Source organism: Nitrospirota bacterium (assembly GCA_016219645.1).
In the GTDB taxonomy this organism is placed as follows: Bacteria; Nitrospirota; Nitrospiria; order Nitrospirales; family Nitrospiraceae; genus Palsa-1315.
Map to the genome: position 1 here is coordinate 1 of JACRLR010000019.1, position 24,993 is coordinate 24,993.

Below are 24,993 nucleotides of genomic sequence, written 5' to 3' on the forward strand. Positions count from 1 at the left end.
AGACTATACCCGGCGGCCAACATACGACTGAGTTCTTCACGCTCCATCAGGGTTAACCGTTGATATTGTCCCATGTGCAACTCCTTCGCTCCTGGAATTCCCAGGATACAGGTGTTGCACTAGGATCTTGAACCCGCACAGTAGCCTTCCTCCTCGGCAGGGCGGCACAAAATGTGCACCTGCTATGACACAAATTGTCGATCTTCTCCAGAAATCCGCCTAATTCTTCCTCCATCGTAAGCCAATAAAGAGATTTAAAATCCACGAGTTGAGACTCGAATAGCAATCGAAACGGTCGGCATGCCAATTGCTCAATTGGCGGCCAGCCATGGGTGTATGTATGAAGACACAGTGCGATAAGGTTCTGTCTCGTGAGACAGGATTTTCCTTTATCGAGCTCATGATTGCAGTGGCGATTATCGGGATCGCTGCCGCGATCGCTACCCCGAGTTTCACGCGGATGTACTACGACTATGAAGCGAAGGCCATAGCCTCAGAAATCGCTCGCCACCTCGTGCTGGTTCGTACGAGGGCGATGACCACGAACCAAACTCTGAATGTCCAAATCGTAATGGTGAATGGGGATATCCAGATGACAACTACCAACTTGGCTGGCGCTCCTGCTCTTCAAGGCCTCAACGGGATTACGGCGAGGCATATGGCGCCATTAGTCTTCAATAACGGTGGCATTCCGAACGGTGGAGTAGTCCAGTTTAATTCCTATGGGATCAGGACGAGTGTGCCTGGCACAGGGGTGCAGACGATCCAGGTTGGCGGGACTCTCGGAGGAACTCCAACCACGCAATATCGCATTAACATTGCGCCGAGCGGAACCAGTGGACTTGTCAGGCTGTGAGGGTTCGGTGATGAGTGATTGCATGCACGATAGGAACGTGAGGACAAACAGGATTCATCGGGAACAGGGGTTTACGCTCATTGAGGCCATGCTGTCGTCGGCAATTCTAGCAGTTGGGTTGCTCGGCTTGGCTGGGATGACGACCTTGTCGTTCACGCGCAACAGCGACAGCAATGAAGTGATGGTTGCCACAAACCTTGCGACGGAACTCGTCGAACGGATGCAATTCAATCGAAGGAACCTCGTGAATGGCTATAACGGAATCAATCTGGCCTCGGCGAATCCAGCGCTCTGCACCCAGAATGCACTGACGCAGCCTGTGGCGCGAGGGGATTGTCTCCAATGGCAAACCCGCCTGTTCGCGTCGGGATTAATAGGGGTTCAAGCCCAGGTGGCGGTGGCGGCCGCAGGACCTGTGGGGCTCAATCAAAACAACATTGGCGTGACAGTCACTTGGATCGGATCAAGTCAAAATACCATTGCTGGGGGTTCGGCAGCCTGGGTTCCTGGAACCAAGAGGGTCACGGTGAACACGATCATCGCGCCGGAATGAATAGCCGAAGGAGAAAGGGGCGGAGGGATGGAATGAGATCGCGAGACAAGCAAGCTGAGCAGGGATTCACATTGGTCGAGATCATGGTGGCGACTGCCGTGACCTCTGTCATCGTATTGGCCGGCATGGCTGCCCTGACGATGACAGGCAAGGCAGTACGGGCCAATGAGCAAACTTCCGACGCTCAACAGAACGCGCGTATGGCAATGGAGATTATTACCCACGATATTAAAATGGCTGGGTTTGGGCCTCCTATCGATCCATCGAGAAATCCACCCCCGGTTGGAAACTGCGGAATCGGCGGGATTCCCGTGCCGATTCTTCCTGGGGATAACAATCCGACTGTCGGGGTTAACGATACGGGGCCGGATCAAATATCGCTCGTGGTGCCCCTCACGGTGTACGCTGCGCCGGGGATTACGGCCTGGCAGACCACAGCAGCACTTGGTTTAGGAGCTGTGGGCTTTCCAAATGTGCCGATCAACGCAGCCATCCTACCTGCTATGACTGCAGCGGGGTTCGGCGCCAACTCCTTTATTTCGCTCGGCGGCATCGTCATGGCTCAGGTGCAAGGCGCTGCCGCTCCCATCTTGCTGACGGTCCCCGATCCTGGCCCAACGGTGATTCCCAGCGGGACCCAAGTATTCATCCTTCAATGCATCACCTATCAGGTCATTCCTCAGCTTGCCGGTGGTACTCCCGGCGCAGATGCCAACAATATCTGTGGCGGTAATGCCCCCTGCCTGGTTCGCGGGATTGCCAATGCCACGGTCAATTCTTTTGGTCGTACTCTGCCGAATTGCAATGTCGCGGCGAGTCCTTGTTTGCCGATCGTCAACGGGATTGAGGATATGCAGCTCGCCTATGCTTGCGACGGCTGCGTGTTGCCGGCCGCCGGTCTCTCCGAGCCGAATGGTCGGATCGATGACGTGAGCCTGAACCTTATCTTCGATCAACCGGATTACACCTCGAACCAGATCTGGAACAATCCGCCCATGACTCCCTCCGCCATCAAAATGGTTCAAGTGTCGATCGTCGCCCGGCAACAATCGATGGATACAGGGCTCGGGGAAGGAAATTCACAGGCAGGACCGGGAGTCTTATCCAGTACCTTTCTCACAGTCGATGACCATCCCCATGCAGGCGGAGTCTTCGTGGCAGGCGATGCTGCAGCGCAGGTTCCTCCTTATGCATCGGTGCGCCGGCGTGTGGTGACGAGAACAGTAGAGACGAGAAATGCGAGACCTTGGTCCTGAATTGGGAAGGAAGATGACAATGAGTGAGCAGTATAAGAGGTCATATGTATGGGACGAAGGGGGGGTGAGTCTGATCACCGTCATGATGGTGATCCTGATCATGACCCTGATGGGGATCTCAATCCTTGCCGTCACTGGATCTGAGCGGCAAATTGCCGGTTCCGTCAGTGCCAATGAAGCTTCAGTGGCAGCGGCTGAGTCCTGTGTGAGCACCGGAGCGAACGTGCTCCAACAGTTTTGGGTAAATCATGTCCTGCCGCCGGCGTTGCTCGACAACGCGGTTCCTCCTGGTCCTGTACCGCTCGCGAATGCCGCCGTGTTGGCCGGGGAGCTCATCAATGACGGAGGCAATGTGGATTTCCCGGTTGGAGCTGGCTCTGCGCCAAACCTGGCCATGACGATCGGTAACTACCAGGTATTTGGCGACATTGATCGGATGTACATCAAATATGCCGCGGGGAGTGAGAGCGCTTCCGGCAGTTCGACTCCGTTGACGGATACTTTCTATCAAATCACTTGTGTTGCGCAAAATTTGACTACTGGAATCACGAGTCAAGTCGGGGCCTTATATGTCTGTAATAACCCGGGATCTTTTTGTCAGCCAAGGCCCTACTAGACTAGCGACAGCTGGATAAGGAGGATCGCCATGAAAGACAATGTTCGCCGACAGAGGGGAAGAAAGGGTCTGTATCCAGGCGGCCGGATGGGTGGACAGAGCCGATTGTTTCTGAGCGTTGGGATCGTGATGTTGTCAGTGGCAGTCTTCTCTGTCGTGAGTTTTGGCATCACGCAGGCCGACGAGCAGCCCATTCCTTCTAAGACGATCAACTATCAGAACGGCACGATTACCGCCATCTATGAGAAGACGCTAGACATCGATGGACGGAACTATGGTGTGATGCCGGATGTCGTCATGCTTGATCAACATGGAGAAGCGATGGATCTCGGTCGTCTGATGGTGAGTGCCGAAGTAAAGTTTCACGTCAAGAAAGAGCAAAGCAACATGATCGACCAGATGATTGTGACTCTCCCCTTTTAATAGAGAAACGGTAGACAGGATGGTTGGTGCAACAAGAATGGAGGGTGCCATGAAGAGCCGGAATATCGCCACTCGTGGAACCGTCATGCTCGCATTGATTGGTTGTCTCATCGGGCCTGGGGCGGTCCAGGCCCAAACGATGGACCAGTACTACGGAGTTCCGCCCTTCGTCAACGACCAAGTCGCGCCCAATATCATCCTGCTGCTAGACAATTCCGGCAGTATGAGCGGTCTGGCTTGCGACCTCTCTACTCCAGCCGATGGGGACTGCAACGATGCAGGCGATAGGCCTTTCACCAACACATTCAATTTCTCCGGCTACTTCGACTCTCTACGCTGTTACACCTACGACAACGGTGCCGACGCGCGCTTCGAGCCAGCGACAGTAAAGGCGGGCTTGGCGACGCCCTGTTCCGACACTGAATGGGATGGAAACTTTTTAAATTTTGCCACCTTCCGGCGGTTCGATGCCCTCAAGAAAGCGATGATCGGCGGCGATTGTTTTGTCGCGCGGGCAGCGGACGGAACCTGTCCCACCAATGGGACCCCGGCACTCAAGACGGTGCGGGCGCAAGCGACAGGGGTGAATGTCGAGTTAGTAGATGTTCAATCTGCGGCAGGACCAACATCATACATTGGAAGAATTCCGTTGGCCGAGAGATCGGGCACCCCCGCGACTCTCTGGATCGGTGTTGCCGACGCCTATTTCTGTGTCGACAACGACAACTCGTTTAATAGCAATTGCGGAGATGGTGATTACAACACAAATAAGAGATTTCAACTCAAGATCGGATACAGCACTGAGCCGACCGGGGTGATTCAGCAGATTGGGGCCCAGGCCCGGTTCGGGCTGTTTGAATTCAAACCGACCGGCGACGGAGCCAGGATGTTGGTGGGGGTCGGTTCTCGCCAATCGATCGATTTTTCAGGGTCGACCGTGGAGACCTTCATCTCTAATACAGCAGCCATGGTGGATGCGGTTCAGGAGTCCTTTCCTTCGACCTGGACTCCTCTTGCTGAGTCCCTCTATGAAACTGCCCGCTATATTGCCCAGATCAATTCCACGTACCTAACGAACGCCTATGTCTATCCCATTGCCTATGCCGGAGGCATCTCGAACGGCGTGGCATTTGGGGCGACAGGTGTTGGTTCAATAGGGGGGTCTGAACTCACCGCCCTGACCGGCAGCGAAACCTGTACGACTGGGGCCGGTTATATTGCCAATGCCTGTGGGCGAGATCCGTACTTTTTCGGAAGCAATCACACACCACCTTGGGCCACGACCTCCACGCAGGTCCGCTGCTGCAAGACCTTCGTCATCCTCGTGACAGACGGGGAACCGACGCAGGATACCAATATCCCGGTAGGGGCCCAGGATTACGGCCATGGACAACATGGAACCCACTGTGTCGGTGCGGACACGAGCAGCCCCACACCTCCCCTTGATGGAACATGTAATGCCCACCCGTTAACCACCGCTCCTTTTCTTTTGGGGGAACACAAGACCGATTACGCATCGAGCGGAAACCACTATCTAGATGACGTAGCCTACTGGGCCCATACGAATGACCTGCGGCCCTGTACCGCTGCTGGGACGGATGGCACGATAGCGGTGCTCAACGTGACCGGTCATTGTCTGCAGGGGCTGCAGAGCATTTCTATCTACACATTTTTCGCGTTCGGCAACATCGCAGGCAGAGAAATCTTGATGCACACAGCCAAGCTGGGCGGGTTCGAAGACAGCAATAACAATAACCTTCCGGACCTGGTGACTGAGTGGGACAAGGTCGTCAATGCGACCGGCGCGCCGGGAACCGACGGAATTCCCGATAACTATTTCGAGTCCTCCAACGTGGACGACCTACAAGATAGGCTGATGGCGACCATCACGGCAATCTTGCGGAAGAGTTCATCCGGAACGGCCATTTCCGTATTGGCCACTTCCGCCAGCGGTGAGGGGAGTGTGTATCAGGCCTACTTCTACACCAGCACCGTCGGGCAGGCTGGAGTCAATGTGAGATGGACCGGGTATACGCAGGGCCTGTTCATCGATCACGTCGGGAACTTTCGGGAAGATACGGATCAGGATGGAAGACTCGTCTATGAAAACGATTACATCGTGAAGACTAGGTACGATAACAACCCGAACAGTCTTACCTATGGGACTGTGTTGGTCGACAAGTACAAGGATTCCAATGCGGATGGGTTCGCAGATGACAGTACGACGCCGACGATCTCAGGTCTGGCGCTGAAAGATATCCTTCCGTTCTGGGAAGGCGGCAAACAGTTGGCCAACCTCGCCTCCTCGTCGAGAAATCTGTTGACCTGGGTGGATATCGACAATGACGGCCTGGTGGATGCCGGCGAGGAGATGCAATTCAGCACTGCGAATTCTGCGACGTTGAGTCAATATCTTAGGGCCGGCGCCGCCCCCTATACGGCGGACAACATCATCGATTTCGTCCGCGGGGACGAAATCGCCGGGCTTCGCACTCGCATGGTGGAAGTGCCGATCGGCAGCGGCACCTACAAGGTGTGGAAACTGGGCGATCCGATCCACTCTACTCCCACCATCGTGACAGCGCCGCGCGCGAACTACGATCTGATTTATGGAGATTCCAGCTACACGGATTTCTTTACCCGTTGGAAAGATCGCCGTGAGGTCATCTATGTCGGCGCGAACGACGGAATGCTGCATGCGTTCAACGGCGGCTTCTACCACAAGAGCGATGATGTGACGACGGCTGGCGTGGTCGAGCATGGGTGGTATACGAAAAACCCAACCGACAACAGCAGCGGCCGCCCTCTCGGGGACGAGCTCTGGGGCTACATCCCCTACCAGCTCCTGCCGCAGTTGCAATGGTTGACGAGAGCAGATTACAGCCATGTCTACTATGTGGACCTTAAACCGACGGTTGCGGACGTGAGGATTTTCACGCCTGACGCGGACCATCCAAACGGCTGGGGCACCATTCTGATTGGAGGTTTCCGCATGGGGGGGAGCTGCGGAAGCTGTGCTTCCGGCACAGGCGCCCCTACGATGACGGTCAATATCAGCGGGACAAACCGTAATTTCTACAGTGCCTACTTTGTGCTCGATATTACCAATCCGGATGTCAATCCCAAGCTCCTCTGGAGTTTCAGCGATGCCGGGTTGGGGCTTACGACAGCCCTTCCGACAGTGGCACGAGTAAGTCCGACGGCTGATTCGAAGATCGACAATACCAATGCGAAGTGGATGGCCCTGTTCCCTTCCGGGCCTAACGGCTATGCGGCAGACTTGTCAGCCGCTTCAACACAAACAGCCAAGGTGTATGCAGTGGATTTGAAGGTTGGGCCTGGTGCCGGCAATTCTCAGGTGACCACGATGCCGATCGGCTCCTGGCGGTCATTTCTCAGTAACATTGTCGCGCTAGATCGGAATTTCGATTACCGCCACGATGTCGCCTACTTCGGTCGCACGATCCACGACGGATCCTTGCCCTGGAGGGGTAAAATGTATCGGTTGACCACCAGCGGTTGCGTGAATGCTCCTTGCAGCACCTCGACCTGGGGTGTCGCCAACGGGGGCAATCGATCAGCCACGGAAATCATCGATGACTTCTATGACTACAATGCGTTGACCGGAGCCACGGTGGAAGTGGGGCCTATTACGACTGCACCGTCGGTGACGATCGACGATGCGAATAAGGTCTGGGTCTTTTTCGGCACCGGCCGCTACTTGAGTAACTCCGACAAGACCGATACTGCGCAACAGTACCTATTCGGAATTAAAGACAACGTGATGAACGGAGGTTGCACCCAGACGAGTACCACAAACTGTGTAATCGACGATACTAGTGCTAAGGCTCTGGTGAACACCACGAGTGCGGTGGTCTGTGTCGTCTGTGCGACCGGGACAAACCAAATGACCGATCCCAACAATCCTACTCTCACGGATGTGACCACGGGGACCAACTCGATGGTGGGGTTAGTCCAGAGCAAGGATGGATGGTACGTCAAGCTGGTGACTGCAGCCGGCACGTCGGCGGAACGGTCTGTCTCCAGCCCGGTCGTACTTGCCGGAGCGGTGTTCTTTCCGACACTCATACCGACGAATGATTTCTGCTCCTCCACCGGGACGAGCTATCTCTATGCCCTGTATTACAAGACTGGGTCGGCCTATTCGTCGCCGATTATCGGGACCAGTGCCTCCGGTGCGAATACGAACAGCGACACCAGGGTCTTGATGGGCGAGGGGGTGGCCTCTCAAGTCGCCGTCCATATCGATGGGCCTGGGACGTCTAACGGCTCCTCCAACGGAGGTGGGACCGGAGGCAAGCCGCCGATCAAGTTCTGTAGTCAGATGAGCACAGGGAGCAGCGAGTGTAAGGATGCAAGTGGGCCGAACCCTCCCTGGAGCCGGTATCTGACGTGGATACGTCAGCGAGCTTGAGTAAAGGGTAAAAGGGCCTGGAGGGACCTAGTATCATGGTTCCTCCCGGCTCAAGTAGCAGAGCAGAGCAACGTCTAGCAACCAACGAGACTGTAGATAACAAGTGCTGTACATAAGATTCTTTCCATCGCTCTGTGTTATTGGTTCTCTCCTGTTCGTCGGGTGCAATCAGAACTCCCATACAGGCGATGGATCTTCTTCTCCAAATGCTGCCTCCTCACAGAACCTTGCGACCATCAGTTTAGCGACGATCACCCCAGATCCCATCACGTTGAACGAGACGGTCAAGGTGATGATCGAGACGGATGGTGATTCTTCGGATAGGGCTGGAATTCAGTACCAATGGATGGCAAACGGTTACCCCCTTCAAGGTCAGACAGGACCGACCTTGATGCCGAGTATGTTACAGCGCGGAGACCGGGTGACGGTCGATCTGGTGCCGACAAGAGGCACAGCTCAAGGAGCTCATTACAAGGCTGCTCCCGTGATTGTCGGCAACACCCCCCCGGTCGTCACCAACCTCTATATCGAGCGGCCGGTCGATCCGCATGCACCGGTCTTTGCGAAGATGGATGCTTCCGATGCAGATCGGGACGAGATGCAGTTCGATCTTCGCTGGTGGCGCAATGGCAAGGTTGTGAAACAGGGGCCGGACACCACATTGGATACGACAGGATTTCAGACCAAAGATACGCTCGAGGTGGAAGTGACTCCGAGGGACCAATCGTCTGTTGGGAAGTCGGTTCGTTCTGAAGCGGTCTACGTTGGAAATAGTCCTCCGAAGATCGTCTCTGTCCCGGTGGACCTCATTGGCCGCGAACGGTACGAATATCGAGTGAAGGCGGTCGATGCGGACGGAGACTCCCTCAGCTTTCTCCTGGAAGTGGCGCCTCCAGGGATGGTGATTGACAAAGAAACAGGGCAGCTTGTCTGGCAGATCCCCCCGGAGCAACATGGCAGCCATCGAGTTCGCATCATCGCTGAAGACGGGCAAGGGGGAAAAGCCTTTCAGGAATTCGACTTTACTCTCCCTGTTTCGGGCAAGCCTGCTAAGCCGGAAGGGGCGTGAATGTGCCCGCGCAGCTTTGTCATTTTCTCCGCTTGTCACCCCAATCGCCGGTTTGCTAGAATCACTCCGCGTTCGCCGTAGGGAGGGAGCATACCTTAGCGCTTGTGCGTAAACTCAAACTGCGAGAAGGCACGAACACCTCCGTTCTGTTCGGTCACCACGACCGGCACCTCAAGCTGATCGAAGAGGACCTCGGTGTGCGCCTCTCGGCGCGCGGCGAAGAACTCACACTCGATGGTGCTCCAGAGGCTGTTCGCCACGCGGAACGTATCCTCACGGAACTTGCCATTCTCGCCAACGACGGGATGGTCCTTCAGCCCGATGACATCACCCACGCCTTGAGCGCACTCCGGAATAGTCCTGAGTGTCCGATCAAAGAACTCCTCTCGAATGCGGCGACCATCGTCACGAAGAAACGTTTTGTCGCGCCGAAGACGCCGACGCAAAAAGCCTATATCGAAGCCATTGAGACGCACGACATCGTGATCGGCATCGGCCCGGCTGGAACGGGAAAAACCTATTTGGCGATGGCGATGGCGGTGAGTTCGTTGCTGAAGAAAGAGGTGAGTCGAATTATTCTCGCGCGTCCAGCTGTTGAAGCAGGTGAGAAGCTCGGGTTCTTGCCGGGCGACATGATTGCGAAGGTTAATCCCTACCTTCGCCCTCTCTATGACGCGCTCTTCGACATGATGGATATGGAACGGGCGACTCGGGCAATCGAGCGGGGTGATATTGAAATTGCTCCACTCGGCTTTATGCGGGGCCGCACCTTGAACGATTCCTTCGTCATTCTCGACGAAGCGCAGAATGCCACGGCAGAGCAAATGAAGATGTTTCTCACGAGGCTCGGCTTCCATTCCAAGGTGGTTGTCACAGGCGATATTACCCAGGTGGATCTGCCGCCCGAACGGGTCTCCGGCCTGATCGAGGTGCGGGAAATTCTGCGAGATGTCGAAGGCATCGAATTCATCTATTTCGACGAGCGGGACGTAGTCCGCCATAAGTTGGTGCAGGACATTATCAAAGCCTATGATCAGCATCTGAGCCCCACTCAGTCTTCCAGCCCGTCATCCGGCGCGACGGCTCGTCGACCGTCGTCGCACAATAAACAGCAGAAGCCTGTCCTCCCTGCTTCACCGCTTGTGGACCCTTGGGGCCAGTCGCATTAATGCCGGTCCATGTGCAGAGCCATGTCCGCCAGGTGACGTTTAACCAGGCGCGCTTGGATCAGTTGGCGCGGGCGATTCTTTCCGCTGTTGGGGCAGCCTCGGGTGAACTGGGTATCCTGCTCGTAGGGGATCGGCGGATGCGGGGTCTCAACCGTCGGTATCGTGGCAAAGATTGCACCACCGACGTGTTGGCTTTTTCGATGCGAAACGCTCGTTCGCCTCACGCCTCACGCCTCACGCCTGGGCCATTGGGTGACGTAGTAATTGCTGTGCCGACGGCAACCCGCCAAGCCAAGCAGGACCAACGATCGCTGGATGAAGAGCTGACGGTTCTTTTGATCCACGGCATTCTGCATCTCTGCGGCTACGATCATGAGCAGAATGAAAAAGAAGCGCGTCGGATGCATCGTCGTGAACGGATGATTTTGCAGTCGCTTGTGCGGTGGCCGAAACTAGTGGAGAGAGGGGCACGCGCGAGACAAGCGTGAAAGGTGAAAGAAGCAAGATTCAATGAATCGGCTTTACGGATAGATCTATGGGATGGCTGCAGCGGCTAAGCGACGGGCTTACCAAAACGCGCAATGTTGTTCGCGGGTCTATGGATCGCCTGCTTGGCCGTGCGGCGGACCCTGCCCTCTTGGAGGAATTCGAAGCGGCCCTCATTGCCTCCGATCTCGGCGCCCCTGTCGTGGATCGCGTGATGAAGCGCCTCAAACAACAGCTTCAAGGGGCTGATGCCTCACAGCCAAGTCGGGTATGTTCGGGATTGCGGGATACACTGCTGGAGGTGCTGGCCCCAGCGCAAGGGCTGTCGTTGGAGTCCCTGCTTGAGAAAGGTCCCAAGCCCTTCGTCATCCTGGCAGTGGGCGTGAACGGGGTGGGTAAGACAACCACGATTGCCAAGATTGCGCAACGGCTTGTGTCGGCCGGGAAGGTTCCGTTGCTGGTGGCAGCCGATACCTTTCGCGCAGCGGCGATCGATCAACTACAAGTCTGGGCCGACAGGGTCGGCGTTGATGTGATCCGTCACCGCCATGGAGCCGATCCCGCGGCTGTTGCATTCGATGGGGTCGCTGCCGCAAAAGCCCGGCGGGTGGATGTGGTCCTAATCGATACGGCAGGCCGGCTGCACACGAAGTCAAATCTCATGGATGAACTTCGCAAAATCACTCGTGTGATCGGAGGGGAATGCCCTGGCGCTCCGCACGAGGTGCTTCTCGTGCTGGACGCGACGGTTGGGCAGAACGCACTGTCCCAAGCCCGGCAGTTCCATCAAGCGGTCGGCGTCACAGGCTTGGTCCTGACGAAGCTCGACGGCACCGCTCGCGGCGGGATCGTCGTTGCGATTGCTGAGGAGCTAAAGTTGCCTGTGAGGCTGATCGGAGTCGGGGAGTCGGTTGAGGATCTACAGGATTTTCACAGCACCGATTTTGTGGACGCACTCCTGGGGATATCGACGCCGCCCTCCTAGCAGGTCTATCTGGTCTTTCTTGTGTCTTTAGTTTTCCGGGTTTACCAACCAAATAGACCACACCGACGAAACAGACCACACCCGTCGCGTGCAGCTTTCTCACAATCCCGGTGGGATCCCGTCATTTTCTTCTCCGCCGCCCCCGCCTGTGTTAGGCTAAGCTTGCGAATTACCTGAAGTGCTACCCCACGCTTTCCGTCCCTGAGACTGGACTATGACCAAGATCTTGGTTATTGATAACGACCGCATGAGCTGCGAGCTGATCCAGTCCGTTCTTACCCGGCATGGCTATCAGGTACTGTCGGCGACAAGTGGAGTTGAAGGCTTGGGCATTTTCCGCCAGCAGGCTCCTCGTGTCACTATTCTCGATCTTCACATGCCTGAAATGGACGGACTGACCGTGCTCAAAGAAATCCGTGCCTACGATCCCCATGCGCCGGTGATCATCCTGGGCGGTGGGGCGACCGAAGAGCAGGAAAATCAAGCGCGGGGATTACGTGTCACGGATTTTATCCGCAAGGGCCTGTCGCTTGATGTACTGGTCGAATGTATCAGCCGGATCGTGCAGTTACCGGAAAAGTCCATATCGCCTCCACCTGAAGCAGGCAGTGCAGCCATGGTCGATACGGGGGAAACAATCCTCGTCGTCGATGATGAACCCTTGGTTCGGGACCTGCTCGTTCAGTTCCTCAGTCTCCGAGGTTATCGAGCGCTTGGCGTGAAAGACGGCCCCGAGGCCCTCTCGATGGTGAAGCAAGCGCCCCCCGACCTGATTCTCCTTGATCTGTTCATGCCCGGCATGGATGGCGTCGAGGTGCTTCGGCAACTCCGTCAACAAGAATATCCCGGCGCGGTGATCATCATCACCGGGAGTTACGGTAAGGAGCAAGCCTGGGCTTTGGAGCCGCAAGAAGTCATCGGAAAGCCGATCGATCTGGAGCAGTTACTGATGTCTATCCAGCTTGTGCTCGTCTGTCGCGAATGCTAAAACTCTTCCGATGCCAATCGGAAGCAGGGTAGTCTCTATTTCCCGTCTCATCCTTGTCGTGCTCCTCGGCCATGGGGCGCTCGGCATTGCCTACGCAGCTGACCCGCTGCTGCCGCGAGTCACCATTCGTCATCATGAGCTTTTCGTCCAGATCGTCCCTGAAGAGCATGCCCTCGCCGCAAGGGACCGGCTGACCCTTGAGGTGCCGCAGCCGAAGGCTTCGATTCGCTTCTCCCTTGCCCGCACATTGCAGATCGACCACATTGCCCTCGTGCACAGATCGACCGGGGCGGAGGATGCCATTTCCGATGTGCCGTTTGAACTCAAGTATGGTGCTGCACCGGAGTCGGCTCAGGAGGTGAGTATTCCATCTGAGGCGGTGGAGGCTGGATTGGTGACGCTCGATGTGTACTACCATGGCGTCATCAACGATCCGCCGCGAGACGCGCGGCATCTTCGTTTTGTGACGCCCAGCGAAACTGCCGGGCATATCGGGCCGGAAGGCGTGTACGTGAGCAGTGAGAGCCACTGGTATCCCGATATCTCTGAGTCACTCAGTACTTATGCAGTGGTCGTCGCCGTGCCCAGGGGATGGGCTGTCGTCACCCAGGGGAAGGCCGGTGAATCTCAGACCTGTCCAATCAGGCTTTGTCGAGACGAGCAGATGGTGATGACGGAATGGGCTGTGACGCAGCCGAGCGAGGCTCTCACGCTCGTCGCCAATACCTTTGTCACATCGTCCCGCGACTGGATCGCCAAGACCGGTCAGAGGATTCAGCTTTCGACCTATCTCTTCCCCGATGATGCACATCTGGCCGAGGAATACCTCGATGCCACAGCTCGCTATCTCGACGCCTATATCCCTCTATTGGGCCCCTATCCGTTCGAAAAGTTCGCCGTGGTTGAAAATTTCTTTGCGAGCGGGCTCGGCATGCCCTCGTTCACCCTACTGGGGAGTGGCATCATCAAACGCCATTATGTGCAACCCTACGCGCTCGGCCACGAGATCGTGCATTCGTGGATCGGCAATGGGGTCTTCAATCGCGCCGATCGCGGGAATTGGGTGGAGGGCCTGACGACCTACCTGGCCAATTATTATTGGCACGAACTGATGGGGGATCGCGCGCAGGCGCGGGATCAGCGCCGTCTAATGGTACAGGGGTACAATCTCCATGTGCCGCCTGAGCGGGACTATCCAGTTTCGCAGTTCACGCAGAAAGAAAATGAGCGTGACAATGCCATCGGCTATCAAAAGTCCGCCATGGTATTCCACCTCCTGCGCCAGGAGGTGGGAGAGGAGATCTTCTGGCGAGCCCTCACGAGCTTGATCGCAAGATATCGTGGCAGGTATGCGGAATGGCATGACCTCGAGCAGGTCTTTGCAGAAGAGAGCCGGCGGGATCTCCGATGGTTCTTCGCACAGTGGCTGGAGCAGGATGGGGCGCCGGAGCTGTCGTTATCGGAGGCAGTGGCCCGTCGGGTGGGAGGGGAGCCAACGCAGACCTTCCAGCTGGAAGCCACGATCATTCAATCAAAGAAGCCCTTTCGCCTACCCCTGCAGTTGCTGATTCGTATGGAAGGTGGCAGCGAGCATCGTCTGACGCTATCGCTTCGGTCGTTGGACGAGAGGGTCTCTGTGACCTTGCCTGCTCGGCCGGTTACGATCGATCTCGATCCCGAGTTCATGACCTTTCGACGGATCCCACGGCGATCGTTGTCGCCAGTGCTCAATCACTATGTCACAGACCGGCGCCGGTCTGTCCTGATGGCGTTTACGGATGAGCCGGGCCAGCCATCGCCGTTTCGGGATGTCGTCGCACGTATCGAAGCTCAGGAACAGCAGAAGCCGATCGGTAATCGCACAGCGATAGTCTCGATCGCGCGGGGTGGCCTATTGCCTCAGGAAGGTTCGGTGTTAGTATTGGGTGGCTCAGAATCCTATTCTGGTATCCAATCGATCCTGGCCGATCACTGCGGCGAGCGCCTGTCTCTGAGCGACCAAGCTGTCACTGTGATGGGCACAGTGTACGAAGGGCCTGGCCTGGCTTTGTTGGCTACTTGTCATCGGGTTGATCGCCCAGGCAGTGTTGTGACGGTGCTGTATGCAGCTACTCCTCAGGCCGTGGCGAAGGTGGCACGGCTGCTCTTTTTTTACGGGTGGAATAGTTTTGTGTTGTTCAAGGATGGAGCAGTGATGACGCGCGGGGACTGGACACTTGCAAACGATCGTACGGAGGTGCGTCTTGATGCGATCAGCCCAATTCGGTAAGTGCTGCATAATCGGGCTCGTCTGTTTACTGGTGGCTGACCAGGCGGGGCGGGCGGAGACCCCTGCATCTGAGACTCAGGCGATTTCTGCCCATCAGGCTGAGCGGCATCTCAAGAATATTCGCCAGCTGACGGTGGGCAGACAGAACGCCGAAGCCTATTTTTCCTTCAGTGGGGACAAATTGATTTTCCAATCCACGAACAATTGGATGAAAGATACATACGCGGCCTCGCTCACACCGGCCGACGCCGGACTGGGTTGTTACCAGATGTACGTGATGGATCTGAGCAGCGACACAGTTCGATTGGTGAGCACCGGCATGGGCGCCACGACGTGCGGATATTTTTTCCCGGGTGATCGCCGCATACTCTATTCCTCGACCCACGGGTCTGGCCCAAACTGTCCGCCGAAGCCGAAGAGGGACGGAGCCTACCGGTGGGCCTTGGACGACTACGACATCTATGCCGTACGTATCGATGGTCAGCAGATGCAGCGGTTGACATCTACGCCAGGCTACGATGCTGAAGCGACTGTGTCACCTGACGGCAAGACGATCGTCTGGACGTCCGTCAAAGACGGGGACTTGGATCTCTATGCCATGAATCTCGATGGCTCGAATCCCCGCCGGTTGACAAGTACGCTTGGCTACGACGGAGGGGCGTTCTTTTCACCAGACAGTCGGCGTATCGTCTACCGGGCCGCCCATCCCACTGATCAGGCAGAGATTGACAAGTATAAGGACCTGCTCAGCCAAGGGTTGGTGGAGCCTGGACAACTAGAAATCTTTGTGATGAATGCTGATGGGAGCGGCCAGCGACCGGTCACATCGAACGGCGCTTCGAATTTTTCGCCATTCTATTTTCCCGACGGCAAGAGAATCATTTTCTCATCGAACATTGAAACAAAGGGGAAAGGAGGCCGGCCAAGCTTTCATCTCTACGCGATCGGTGAGGATGGCCAAGGTCTCGAACAGCTGACCTTTGAGGGCCATTTCAACAGTTTCCCCATGTTCTCGCCGGACGGCACACGATTAGTGTGGGTATCGGATCGATCGGCTAAGGCTCCCGGCGAGTTCAATATCTTCTTAGCGGATTGGGTGCCGTGACCGCTTCGGGCCAAGAGCGACAGACGGGAGAACAAGAGTCAATAAGACGACCCCTATCCCCGCAGCCTCTTGTCGCTCGCTTCTTGTCTATCGCCTTCTCCTGCATCGCGCTCGTTCTCGCGTTTCTTGGATTGTTCGAGTGGGATGTCCCCCTTACCCGATTTGTCCGTTCGCTCAACGATATTCAAAGGGACCATCTGGCCAATCCCTGGCTGGCCCAGCTCAGCGACGTTGGGGACCGTCTGGGCCGGGGCGAGTCGTTGGTGATCATCAGCGTCCTCATCCTTGCAGTCGGATTTGGGCTGAAGTACGAATCATGGAAAGCCGCCGGTTGGCGGAGCTTGCTGGGACACGGAGTTGCCGCAGGCGTCAGCAATCTTGTCAAGCATGCAATCGGACGGCCTCGTCCAAAGTTCATGCATGCGGGGAATCTCGAATTATCTCCGGTAGCAGGAAGCGGGTGGGACTCGTTTCCGTCGGGCCACGCCACAGCGTCGTTTGCGGTTGCCACAGTATTGTCCGAAAAGTTCCCCCGCTGGCGCTGGGTGTTTCTTTCCCTGGCAATTGCCATTGCGGCGAGCCGCATTGTGCGCGGGTCACATTTTGTCACAGATGTGGCGGGAGGCGCGGTTATGGGGCATGTAATCGGTTCGGTCGTGGCTCGGCCATGGCGAGAGTGGCGTGGGTCCATCGAGTCGGCTCTGTTCGAGGTAACGCCGCTCTTGGCGGCAGTCCTCGCCGTTGTCTGGACCATCGGATATCAGTCTTCCGATGCCTGGGCGGTCGCCCATTGGATCGGCGCCGGCGTGGTCTTCACCATGTTTGGGCTCTCCGGGCATGTGCTGTTGGTAGTCAAGGCTGCGAAGGCCCCGCCGTGGCTCTCGATGAGTGCGACACAGAGCTTCATCGGTCTCGGGCTCGGTATGGCGACGGGATCGCTCTGGGTGATGGCGACAATCTTATGTGTCTGTCTCGCGCACTGGTTGCGAAGCGGTTGGGGTGTAGAGGCGGCTGCTGCAAGCGAGCCTGCTCGATATGGTTTGTTGATCAAGGAAGCGGCACTTGTGCTCGCCGTGCTGTTCGGGCTTCTGCTGGTTGTGGACCTAAGAGGGGCGCTGCCGATGTTGTAGCGGATCAATGCCCGAGAATCGTTGGTGGAGGAGATTGACTCGTGGTCTCCGGCACCGTCACCATCGACTGGTTCGCGAGCAGCACATAGCCGTACCGTTTGAGAATCGGGACCAGGGTGACTGCCTCTGCCGGCAATTTCGACTGTGCGTTCTCCGGTAGGAGGATCATGACTCTCTTCGACTCCTTCAGAGCTGTCCGTATCTTGTCCTCTTCCCCCCTATGTACGAAGAGTGTCTTGCGTCTTGCATAAAATACGGATGATGCTCGTGTTATGCCATAGGAGATAAATTGATCCTGGGGGGCGAGGTTCAATCCTGCCGCGTAGGCGAGTTCCTGAGGGGGCGCGACCATATATCGATTGACGTGAGGGATGACGAGGATGATAACGATGAGGACGAGGCCGGCCAGAGTCCCCCCTGCGGCCCAGAAGGCTCCTCCACGCCGTTCATCGTTCAACCCAAGATATCCCACTAACGCCATACCGATTAACAACAGAGTCGCAAGCAGATAGGGGCCGATGCCGAGATCGACTTGTCCTGCCAGGGGGAATTCCTTCACCATCTTGGAGGCGTAGGTTGTATAGACCGTTGGAAGGAGGGCAAAGGCGATGGCCAAGAGATACCCCACTCCCATCATGAGGTGAATTGAGCCACGAATTCCTTTCGTCACCGGATCTTGGAGGCAGCGCGACCAATAGGAGGCGGTCACGATGGCGGCGGCAGGAAACAATGGGCCAATGTAGTGAGGCAAACGGGTCGAAGAAGCGGTGAAAAATAGGAAGACGCCGACGAGCCATAGAGCCGCAAAGAGGTCAAGTTCGGATGTTTCGGCGGAATTTGCATGGATACGCGCGCGGCGTATCAGATACCAGTCCTTGAGAGTCCGATAGAGCGGGATAGGCAGCAATGCGCTCCAGGGAAAGAAGCCGATGAGTAGGACCGGGAAATAGAAGAAGAGGGTTCCATAATGACCTTCCATCGGGCTGAGGAATCGGCCGATCGTGTGGACCTTTGCGCCTGAGGCATAGGCGTCGCCATGCACGATGAACATGGCTGCATACCAGGGCGCAGCAATCAGAAAGAACAACAGCAGGCCTACCAGGGGAAACCCTTTCTGCCAATACTCGGACCAGCGACGTGTCCAGGTGAGGTAGAGTACCGCTGCGATAAGGGGCACGGCGAATCCGACCGGTCCCTTGGTCAGCGTGGCGACGGCCATGCCGATATAGAACATCCAGATCCACTGGCGGACGATGCCTCTTCCATGCAGCCCCAGCCAGAATCCGTAGAGCGACGCCGTGGTGAAAAAAATCAGGACGCTGTCTGTCAGTGCCATGCGTCCGAGCCCAAGGATTTCCAGGTTGAGCAAGAGCATCAAGCCGCCAAAGAGTGCAATGGTCCGGTCGCGCTGGTGTACGAGAAACAGGTAATGGATGAGAATCAATCCCACGCCAAAGAGGGCTGAGGGAAATCGTGCAGCGAACGTATTGACACCGAACAGGCGATAGGACTGCTCCATCAACCAATAGATAAAGACTGGTTTTGCGACGCGCAGTTCACCATTGAACGTGGGTGTCAGGCGATCCCCCGACTCGAACATCTCGCGCCCGGCTTCTGCATTTCGCCCCTCGTCCTGGTCGGTCAGGCCCATGTCGCCGAGTCCCAGGAAGAACAACAGGCCAGATAGCAGGAGGAGGGCCAGGAGGATCAGTGCGTGGTGCGAACGGTCGGTCGTGGTCATGGAATCGGTTGGATTGTGTAATGGCCGCATACGTTGAGAATGTTGGGTCTCAAAGAGTTAGCCCCCATTATTCATGACAGTTCGTCGCGAAATCGCTGAGCCGCGTCGCGAGACCGGCGCGCGGAGCCCTGATGACCCGATGCGTACTCGTGCAGTACGTTGAGGGTTTGAGGGGCGAGCCTGCCGGCCGAAGGCTTGTCGTAGCAGCGGACCGGCGATTGCAGCAGAAGTGTTCATGAATAATGGGGGCTAGGTTCGTGGAGAGGAGGGGCCGATCGGCTGGTTTGCCTGGTTCGAGCGAGAGATCAGCATCAGGTTGCGAATATAGACGATGGCCCCGATGCTCTGTCCTGCGATGAAGACGGGATCCTCTCGATAGATCGCATAGGCGAGCGTGATGAGCCCGCCTATCAGGCTCATGTACCAAAACGAGATCGGGACCTGACTCTCCGCCTTTTTTTCAGAGGCAATCCATTGGACTACCCAGCGCCCGAAAAACAGCCCTTGGCCAAGAAATCCGATGGCGAGCCAGATATGTTCAATCGTGATAGTCATCACCTGTTGAATCTTGTTTGCCCCACATTTCTCGCTGTTCTCGCCCGTCCCGCCTGCTCATCGCTTGTCGCGGAATGTATATCTCAATACTCTGGTCTGCATCCACCGCACGGCAATCAAATCGTAGAGTGATTTGAATAGCCGGTTGCCCATGCCATATTTCGAGACACCGTGAATGCGCGGGTGGTGTCGCACGGGCACTTCGGTGACCGTGAACCCATGCATGAGCGCAAGCGTTGGGAAAAATCGGTGCATGCCCTCGAACAGCGTGATCCGTTCCAGCACGGGACGCCGGAATATCTTGAGCGGGCAACCGGTGTCGTGAACGCCGTCGCGCGTAAAGAAATTCCGCACCCGATTGGCGATCCGGGAGGACAGTTTTTTTACCAGGCCATCCTGCCGTTGCTGTCTCCATCCACAGACGAGATCGTAGGTGGCAGTATAGGGGAGGAGTTTCAAGATGTCCTCGCTATCTTGTTGCAGATCGCCGTCAATGTGGATGATGATTTCACCGGCTGACCGCGTAAAGCCCGCGTCGAGCGCGCATGTCTTGCCGTGGTTCCGGTCGAGGTGGAGGACCTGCACCTGCCGGTGCTGAACAGCCAGACGGTCTAGATCTTCGCTACTGCCGTCGCTGCTGCCATCGTCCACGAGGATAATCTCATAGGGACGCGACCGTGAAGCCTCGTGCGAGTCCATTACTTTTCGTAGCCCCTCAATCAGTGGAGTGAGATTGTCTCGCTCGTCCTTAATAGGGATGATGACGGAAGCCCATGGGTGGGATGGCACGGTCATGCAGGGTAGATAGTCCTAATGCAGAAGGGGGCTACGTGTGTCCTTTGGCATTCTACAGAACGCTAAAGGGAGCGTCAAACCATGTGGCGTGGTCGGCGCGCCCTTCTCGCTCGTTCCGCTACTGGGTTTCCTTCAGCACGGTGAAGCGCATCGTACCCATCAGACTCATCTCGTTGACCTGCTCTCCCACATGAATTTCCACTTTATATCGGCCGGGCTTCCACGTGGTTTGTGGAGGGGAGAGGGCGAGGTAGCCGCTGTCGTCTTCGAGTGCAATGTGCATGGCATCTTGTCCAATCAACAGCGTGGGATCGAGGCCGGCCACCGCCTCAGGATAACAGCGTCCCAACACCTTGAACCCCTGGTAATGCTGGTGGAGATGGAACACAATAAAAACTGACTGGGCATCTGGACGGAATTGGTCGGTTGGTTTCACCGGCACGATCTCATGCGTTCGTTGAAAGCCTAGTTGCTCATCGAATCCTTCTGCTGTTGTGATGGTACGAAACAGGCCTTGTGGTGGGGCGTCGAAATTGTAGGGCGTGACGTCCTCTACACGGTTCTGAAAATCCGAAATAGAAGAATTCTTGGTGATCGGCAGCTCCGCTGCGGGGAGTACGATCGGTGCCGACAAGACCATGGCAAAGACCACTGCGATCGGCCGGCGCACCGCGTGTCTCGTTCTTTCTACCATAGCGTCTTGGTACACTCATCGGCGGGGGCTGTCAAGGATATAGGCAGCTGACAACTGAAGGAAGCGCCGTTGCAGCTGTTTCCTGCCATCTGATAACATCCAACGTTGTTCGCAGTCTCCGAACCATAGCTTTGAACCAGGTTGTTATGATGCTGCAGGACGCAGACGCCTTACCACAGCTCATTGGCGACTATAAGCCAGTCGATCAGTGGCAAGTCCACATCAATACCCTCTTCTACCGCTTCCGTGGCGATCAGATCCGCAGCTTCTACCAAACCTTTGCCTCGGCGGACCATCGGCTCGCCCATGCTCTGGCAGCGGACTATTTCGAAAAAGCAGTGAAGCGCGCAAAAACGTCAGGCGTCAGGCGTCAGGCGTCAGGTGAAAATGCGTCCGATTCACACCTCACCGTTCACGCCTCACCCCTCACGATTTTGGAACTGGGCCCGGGCAATGGCAATCTCGCCGCCTGTTTCTTGAGCCATCTGAAGACCCTCGACAAGAATGGAGTGGTCTACCCCCGCGTCCGCTATATACTGGTTGATTGGGAGCAAGCGGTGCTCGATGCAGCTCTGGCCCATCCGGACCTCGCGTCCCACCGGGACCGGCTTGCGACACATCTCTGCACTGTGGACCGGCTGGACGGTGTGGCAGACGGCAGTGTCGACCGCATTATCTGTAACGAATTGTGGAACGATCTTCCGACTAAATTGATGTCGCGGCAGGGGAATGATATCGAAGAGGAGTTCCTTCGACCGAACCTGAGCGAAGCTTTGCATGCAAAAATTTCAGACTGGGCGGCCTTTGTCCGGGCGTTCGATGCCATGGACATGGAGGCGCTCAAGCGCTTTCCTCCCTTCCTCGATGATCTGGTGTGGGAGCGTGAATATCGGGCGGTGGAGTGGAAAGCGGTTCCCTACCGGAAGACGATCACAGACTTTCTCAAACGTATCGATGAAAAAGTCGTGGTTCCCGTCAATCTGGGGGCCTACGCCACGATCAAGGAAGCCAAACGCCTGTTGGCTCCCGATGCGATCGGGTTCAGCAGTTTCGACGCTGGTACGGCGGATATGAAAGTGCTAAACGATCCGGAGAAGCCCTGCTACGGGCAATTTGGGGGGCAACAGAGTTTCATGGTTAACTTTGCATTGGCTGAAGCGGTCACTAAGCAATTAGAGGCCGGCCCAATGAGACTCGAGAGCCAGCGTGAGTTCGTAGGGCGTAGCCTGGGAACCAACGTCGTGACTCTCATGGATCTCATCGCCACTCACCCTTCCGCCGGCACAAGAATGTCGCCGTGGGAACAGGACCGGTTGATGCTCAAGACCCTCCGAGCATTGAACGAAACCTATCGAAGCCCCTATGCGCGCCCTCTGAACTTTCCAATTCCATTAGAGATGCCGCCGGAGGAACGTGAAACCCTCCAAGCCCTTGTGCGTTCGCTTACGCCGACAGGTGTTCCGGATACAGTCGCCTATCTCACGGAGGAAGAGCTGACATTCGCTTCGAAAGATCTCGAAGACATCGGTTACGATCCTCAGTCATTCATGATTGCCTTGACCGCACCACCAAGCCCTGTGGATTACTTCCACGCTCTGATCCAACCTCGCTGACTTATACAGTTCATTTTGTTTATTTGGTTTGTTTTGTTAAAGCAGGCTAGCGGCTTCTTTGCAACAAGCTAGAGCGTTCCAACGCACAGTCGATTTCTTGAGGGATTTAACATATCCTGGAAGCCGACCCAGGAACAATTGCCACCGAGAGGAGGCATCATGATGAAGTTCCCCATCAAAACCTCATCGCGGCACCGGGGAAACATTCTTGCGCTGGACAGCGAGACGGAAACGATGACGCTGTTCAGTCCGGCAGGCAAGTCGCTGGGCGCTGTGTCCTGGGAAGCAGTGGTAGATTTCGTTCAGGCCTCTGTCAAAGAAACCCGCCCCCAACGAGCAGCGCGGGATTATCCCCGCAGTCGTCTCGCGGCGAAGGTCCGCTACGCGACACCGGACGACAGGCAATTCGACGGTGTGACCTGCGAGATCGGTGGAGGTGGAATCTTCATCGAGACTCAACTGCCGCCACGGTTAGGGACGACCCTTTCGCTGGCACTCATCCTGCCTGATGATCCGACCACACCGATCAACGCACAAGGCAAAGTAGCCTGGATCAGGCCGAATGAGGAGCGTTATGTGTTTTTCCCTGGGATGGGGGTCCAGTTCACCGAAATTTCCGAGGCAGGGCGGGAACGCCTGTTGAGCATGGTCAAGTCTCTCGATCACGCGCGCCAGGGAAAGTGAGCTTCTCCTCGTGACGGTGCTCGAGGCCCGAACTTGTCCAACGCCATGCAACCGACAACTGAACCCACGCCCGTTTAAACTATTTAGCCGGCATGTCACAAAATGTCATATGTCGCAGTACGGGCTGTCAAAGAGGCTATTAAGAGAATCGCAACCTATGAAAATGGACGTTTGAGGCGAGTAAGGAAATTAGCTACTGCTTGGCGATCAAAATCTTGAATCCCTCTTGGGAAAAATGTTCATCGTTAGTCAACACATCTGTGATCAGCCGGTTTTTCATCGTCATCATCGAAATGCAATCAACCAAGCTGTATTGTTTGTCTTTTCGGTTTTCATAGAACTCGAGGGCAGTTAGAAATGATTGTCTCGACTGCGGCACTACAGAAACAGATGCATTATTCAGAATTGCTCTAACTATTTTTGCCCCTTGTACCCGAAGAAGCTCGCCATATCTACTTAGGAAACTCAAAAACTCAATCAGCACTTCATCTGTGGTAACCAGCTTTACATTGCCCAATGCTCTCTTTGCCAACATGGCCGCTTCATGCCATTGGTCATTTGGATTGGCAATCGCAACCCAATAATGAGTATCGACAAAAACCTCCTTCATTTTTTGGGCCAACCATAAATATAATGATCTAAGTTGTCTGAAAGATCTGTCGGCAACTTTCTCCACTCTTCCGCCGGAATTTCGCTCGATATTTCTCCTAGCACATCCTCAATTGACCGCTCATACAAGCTCGGCTGGGGAGCCTCTATTGAAATTAGGGAAAGATCTTCGACATTTGTAATTCGAATCAGCTTGCCGTCAGGTGAAAACTCTCCACGTCCCTTAACATAGATCTTGCATTTCCCGTGATACTTTAAGGCATCCATAACTAGTTCTTCTTGCTGAGAGTTGAACGAAACAGTTGCGTATGTCCTATCATTCGTCCAAACCTGGAAGTGGCCCAATCGAACATCTACCTCCAGAATTGTTCCAGTTACCTCAGCTAAGTTTTCGTGAGGAGTCTCCGAGAGCTCAGACCACCGCGATTGCGTCACACCACTGACCTTAACTGGCTTCTTGCCCTTTCGAACGATTTCTATACTTTCATTTTCACTTAGTTGCCTCCCCCATCTCGCATATTCAGAAATCAGGGCTTTGGGAAAGGTGCTCGGCAAAGGCTGATCGCGCTCGATTGATCCAAACGAATCACAGGCAAGCGAAAGAGCCTGTCTAATTTCTTCCGGTTCTTGCATTTCGCTTTGGCCATACAGATATTCCTGCTTGGTATCATCGATATAAACCTCTAGTGGTGCTACGGCACTCCCCTCCTCTATCCTTCGTAGACATAGTCGGATCTTATCTTCGAAGTGCGGGGGCAGACGTTCACGGTCTGGATTGGCTTCTCTCCAGAGCGCTTTAGCAGTCTCGGTGACAATTTTCTGGAAATTGACCAACTCATCGAGCGCGCTTAGGTCGAGGGCATGGCCCTCGAAACGTCTCCCTTTGAAGGCTAGACGTATGAGTTCTTTCCATTGTCCCACTTCAAACTCCTCCACAACGTAATGAGATGCTACCTCTAAAG

At 55.7% G+C, this 24,993-nt stretch carries 22 protein-coding genes; 16 read left to right on the forward strand and 6 right to left on the reverse strand.

Annotated features, from left to right (window positions below; all coding sequences use genetic code 11):
• The first annotated feature begins 340 nt into the window (after positions 1–340).
• The 14 genes from HZB34_08400 (at position 341) to HZB34_08465 (ending at position 17,340) form a co-directional block, all read left to right on the forward strand.
• Positions 341–856 carry a prepilin-type N-terminal cleavage/methylation domain-containing protein gene (locus HZB34_08400; protein ID MBI5315976.1) on the forward strand — a complete coding sequence of 172 codons (516 nt, stop codon included), beginning with the start codon at positions 341–343 and terminating at the stop codon, positions 854–856.
• A 22-nt stretch (positions 857–878) separates the two neighbouring features.
• A complete protein-coding gene (locus HZB34_08405) occupies positions 879–1,409 on the forward strand; it encodes a prepilin-type N-terminal cleavage/methylation domain-containing protein (GenBank protein ID MBI5315977.1) in 531 nt (176 codons plus the stop codon).
• 32 nt (positions 1,410–1,441) lie between these two features.
• Complete coding sequence (locus HZB34_08410; protein ID MBI5315978.1) at positions 1,442–2,665, forward strand: prepilin-type N-terminal cleavage/methylation domain-containing protein; 1,224 nt, start codon at positions 1,442–1,444, stop codon at positions 2,663–2,665.
• Positions 2,666–2,684: 19 nt separating this feature from the next.
• Positions 2,685–3,281 (forward strand): hypothetical protein, encoded by a 597-nt coding sequence (locus HZB34_08415; protein MBI5315979.1) that lies wholly within the window; start codon positions 2,685–2,687, stop codon positions 3,279–3,281.
• Between the two features lie 30 nt (positions 3,282–3,311).
• Complete coding sequence (locus tag HZB34_08420) at positions 3,312–3,704, forward strand: hypothetical protein (protein ID MBI5315980.1); 393 nt, start codon at positions 3,312–3,314, stop codon at positions 3,702–3,704.
• 49 nt (positions 3,705–3,753) lie between these two features.
• Positions 3,754–8,139, forward strand: a complete 4,386-nt coding sequence (locus tag HZB34_08425; GenBank protein MBI5315981.1) for a hypothetical protein — start codon at positions 3,754–3,756, stop codon at positions 8,137–8,139.
• Between the two features lie 391 nt (positions 8,140–8,530).
• Positions 8,531–9,208 carry a hypothetical protein gene (locus tag HZB34_08430; protein MBI5315982.1) on the forward strand — a complete coding sequence of 226 codons (678 nt, stop codon included), beginning with the start codon at positions 8,531–8,533 and terminating at the stop codon, positions 9,206–9,208.
• A 104-nt stretch (positions 9,209–9,312) separates the two neighbouring features.
• Positions 9,313–10,377: a PhoH family protein gene (locus HZB34_08435; protein ID MBI5315983.1), complete on the forward strand. Its 1,065-nt coding sequence runs from the start codon at positions 9,313–9,315 to the stop codon at positions 10,375–10,377.
• Complete coding sequence (ybeY, locus tag HZB34_08440) at positions 10,377–10,865, forward strand: rRNA maturation RNase YbeY (GenBank protein ID MBI5315984.1); 489 nt, start codon at positions 10,377–10,379, stop codon at positions 10,863–10,865. Before HZB34_08435 ends, ybeY begins: the two co-directional genes overlap by 1 nt.
• A gap of 47 nt (positions 10,866–10,912) precedes the next feature.
• Positions 10,913–11,848, forward strand: a complete 936-nt coding sequence (gene ftsY, locus HZB34_08445; GenBank protein ID MBI5315985.1) for a signal recognition particle-docking protein FtsY — start codon at positions 10,913–10,915, stop codon at positions 11,846–11,848.
• Between the two features lie 214 nt (positions 11,849–12,062).
• Positions 12,063–12,836 (forward strand): response regulator, encoded by a 774-nt coding sequence (locus tag HZB34_08450; GenBank protein MBI5315986.1) that lies wholly within the window; start codon positions 12,063–12,065, stop codon positions 12,834–12,836.
• Between the two features lie 10 nt (positions 12,837–12,846).
• Positions 12,847–15,105: a hypothetical protein gene (locus tag HZB34_08455; protein ID MBI5315987.1), complete on the forward strand. Its 2,259-nt coding sequence runs from the start codon at positions 12,847–12,849 to the stop codon at positions 15,103–15,105.
• A complete protein-coding gene (locus tag HZB34_08460; protein ID MBI5315988.1) occupies positions 15,080–16,210 on the forward strand; it encodes a PD40 domain-containing protein in 1,131 nt (376 codons plus the stop codon). Before HZB34_08455 ends, HZB34_08460 begins: the two co-directional genes overlap by 26 nt.
• Positions 16,207–17,340: a phosphatase PAP2 family protein gene (locus tag HZB34_08465; GenBank protein ID MBI5315989.1), complete on the forward strand. Its 1,134-nt coding sequence runs from the start codon at positions 16,207–16,209 to the stop codon at positions 17,338–17,340. The genes HZB34_08460 and HZB34_08465 overlap by 4 nt, the downstream gene beginning before the upstream one ends.
• A gap of 4 nt (positions 17,341–17,344) precedes the next feature.
• Here the strand turns inward: HZB34_08465 and HZB34_08470 are convergent, their stop codons facing one another.
• The 4 genes from HZB34_08470 to HZB34_08485 form a co-directional block, all read right to left on the reverse strand.
• A complete protein-coding gene (locus tag HZB34_08470; GenBank protein ID MBI5315990.1) occupies positions 17,345–19,111 on the reverse strand; it encodes a glycosyltransferase family 39 protein in 1,767 nt (588 codons plus the stop codon).
• A 219-nt stretch (positions 19,112–19,330) separates the two neighbouring features.
• On the reverse strand, positions 19,331–19,636 hold the full coding sequence (locus HZB34_08475) for a lipid-A-disaccharide synthase N-terminal domain-containing protein (GenBank protein ID MBI5315991.1): 306 nt from the start codon (positions 19,634–19,636) through the stop codon (positions 19,331–19,333).
• A gap of 57 nt (positions 19,637–19,693) precedes the next feature.
• A complete protein-coding gene (locus HZB34_08480; protein ID MBI5315992.1) occupies positions 19,694–20,431 on the reverse strand; it encodes a glycosyltransferase family 2 protein in 738 nt (245 codons plus the stop codon).
• 118 nt (positions 20,432–20,549) lie between these two features.
• On the reverse strand, positions 20,550–21,101 hold the full coding sequence (locus HZB34_08485) for a hypothetical protein (protein MBI5315993.1): 552 nt from the start codon (positions 21,099–21,101) through the stop codon (positions 20,550–20,552).
• A gap of 155 nt (positions 21,102–21,256) precedes the next feature.
• Between HZB34_08485 and HZB34_08490 the strand changes: the two genes are divergently transcribed.
• Positions 21,257–22,738 (forward strand): SAM-dependent methyltransferase, encoded by a 1,482-nt coding sequence (locus HZB34_08490; GenBank protein ID MBI5315994.1) that lies wholly within the window; start codon positions 21,257–21,259, stop codon positions 22,736–22,738.
• Positions 22,739–22,897: 159 nt separating this feature from the next.
• A complete protein-coding gene (locus HZB34_08495) occupies positions 22,898–23,422 on the forward strand; it encodes a PilZ domain-containing protein (protein ID MBI5315995.1) in 525 nt (174 codons plus the stop codon).
• 193 nt (positions 23,423–23,615) lie between these two features.
• On the opposite strand, the gene HZB34_08500 is transcribed toward HZB34_08495, so the two are convergent.
• A complete protein-coding gene (locus HZB34_08500) occupies positions 23,616–24,032 on the reverse strand; it encodes a type II toxin-antitoxin system VapC family toxin (protein ID MBI5315996.1) in 417 nt (138 codons plus the stop codon).
• Entirely contained in the window at positions 24,029–24,952 is a 924-nt protein-coding gene (locus HZB34_08505) for a hypothetical protein (GenBank protein MBI5315997.1), read from the reverse strand. Before HZB34_08505 ends, HZB34_08500 begins: the two co-directional genes overlap by 4 nt.
• Positions 24,953–24,993: the final 41 nt, after the last annotated feature.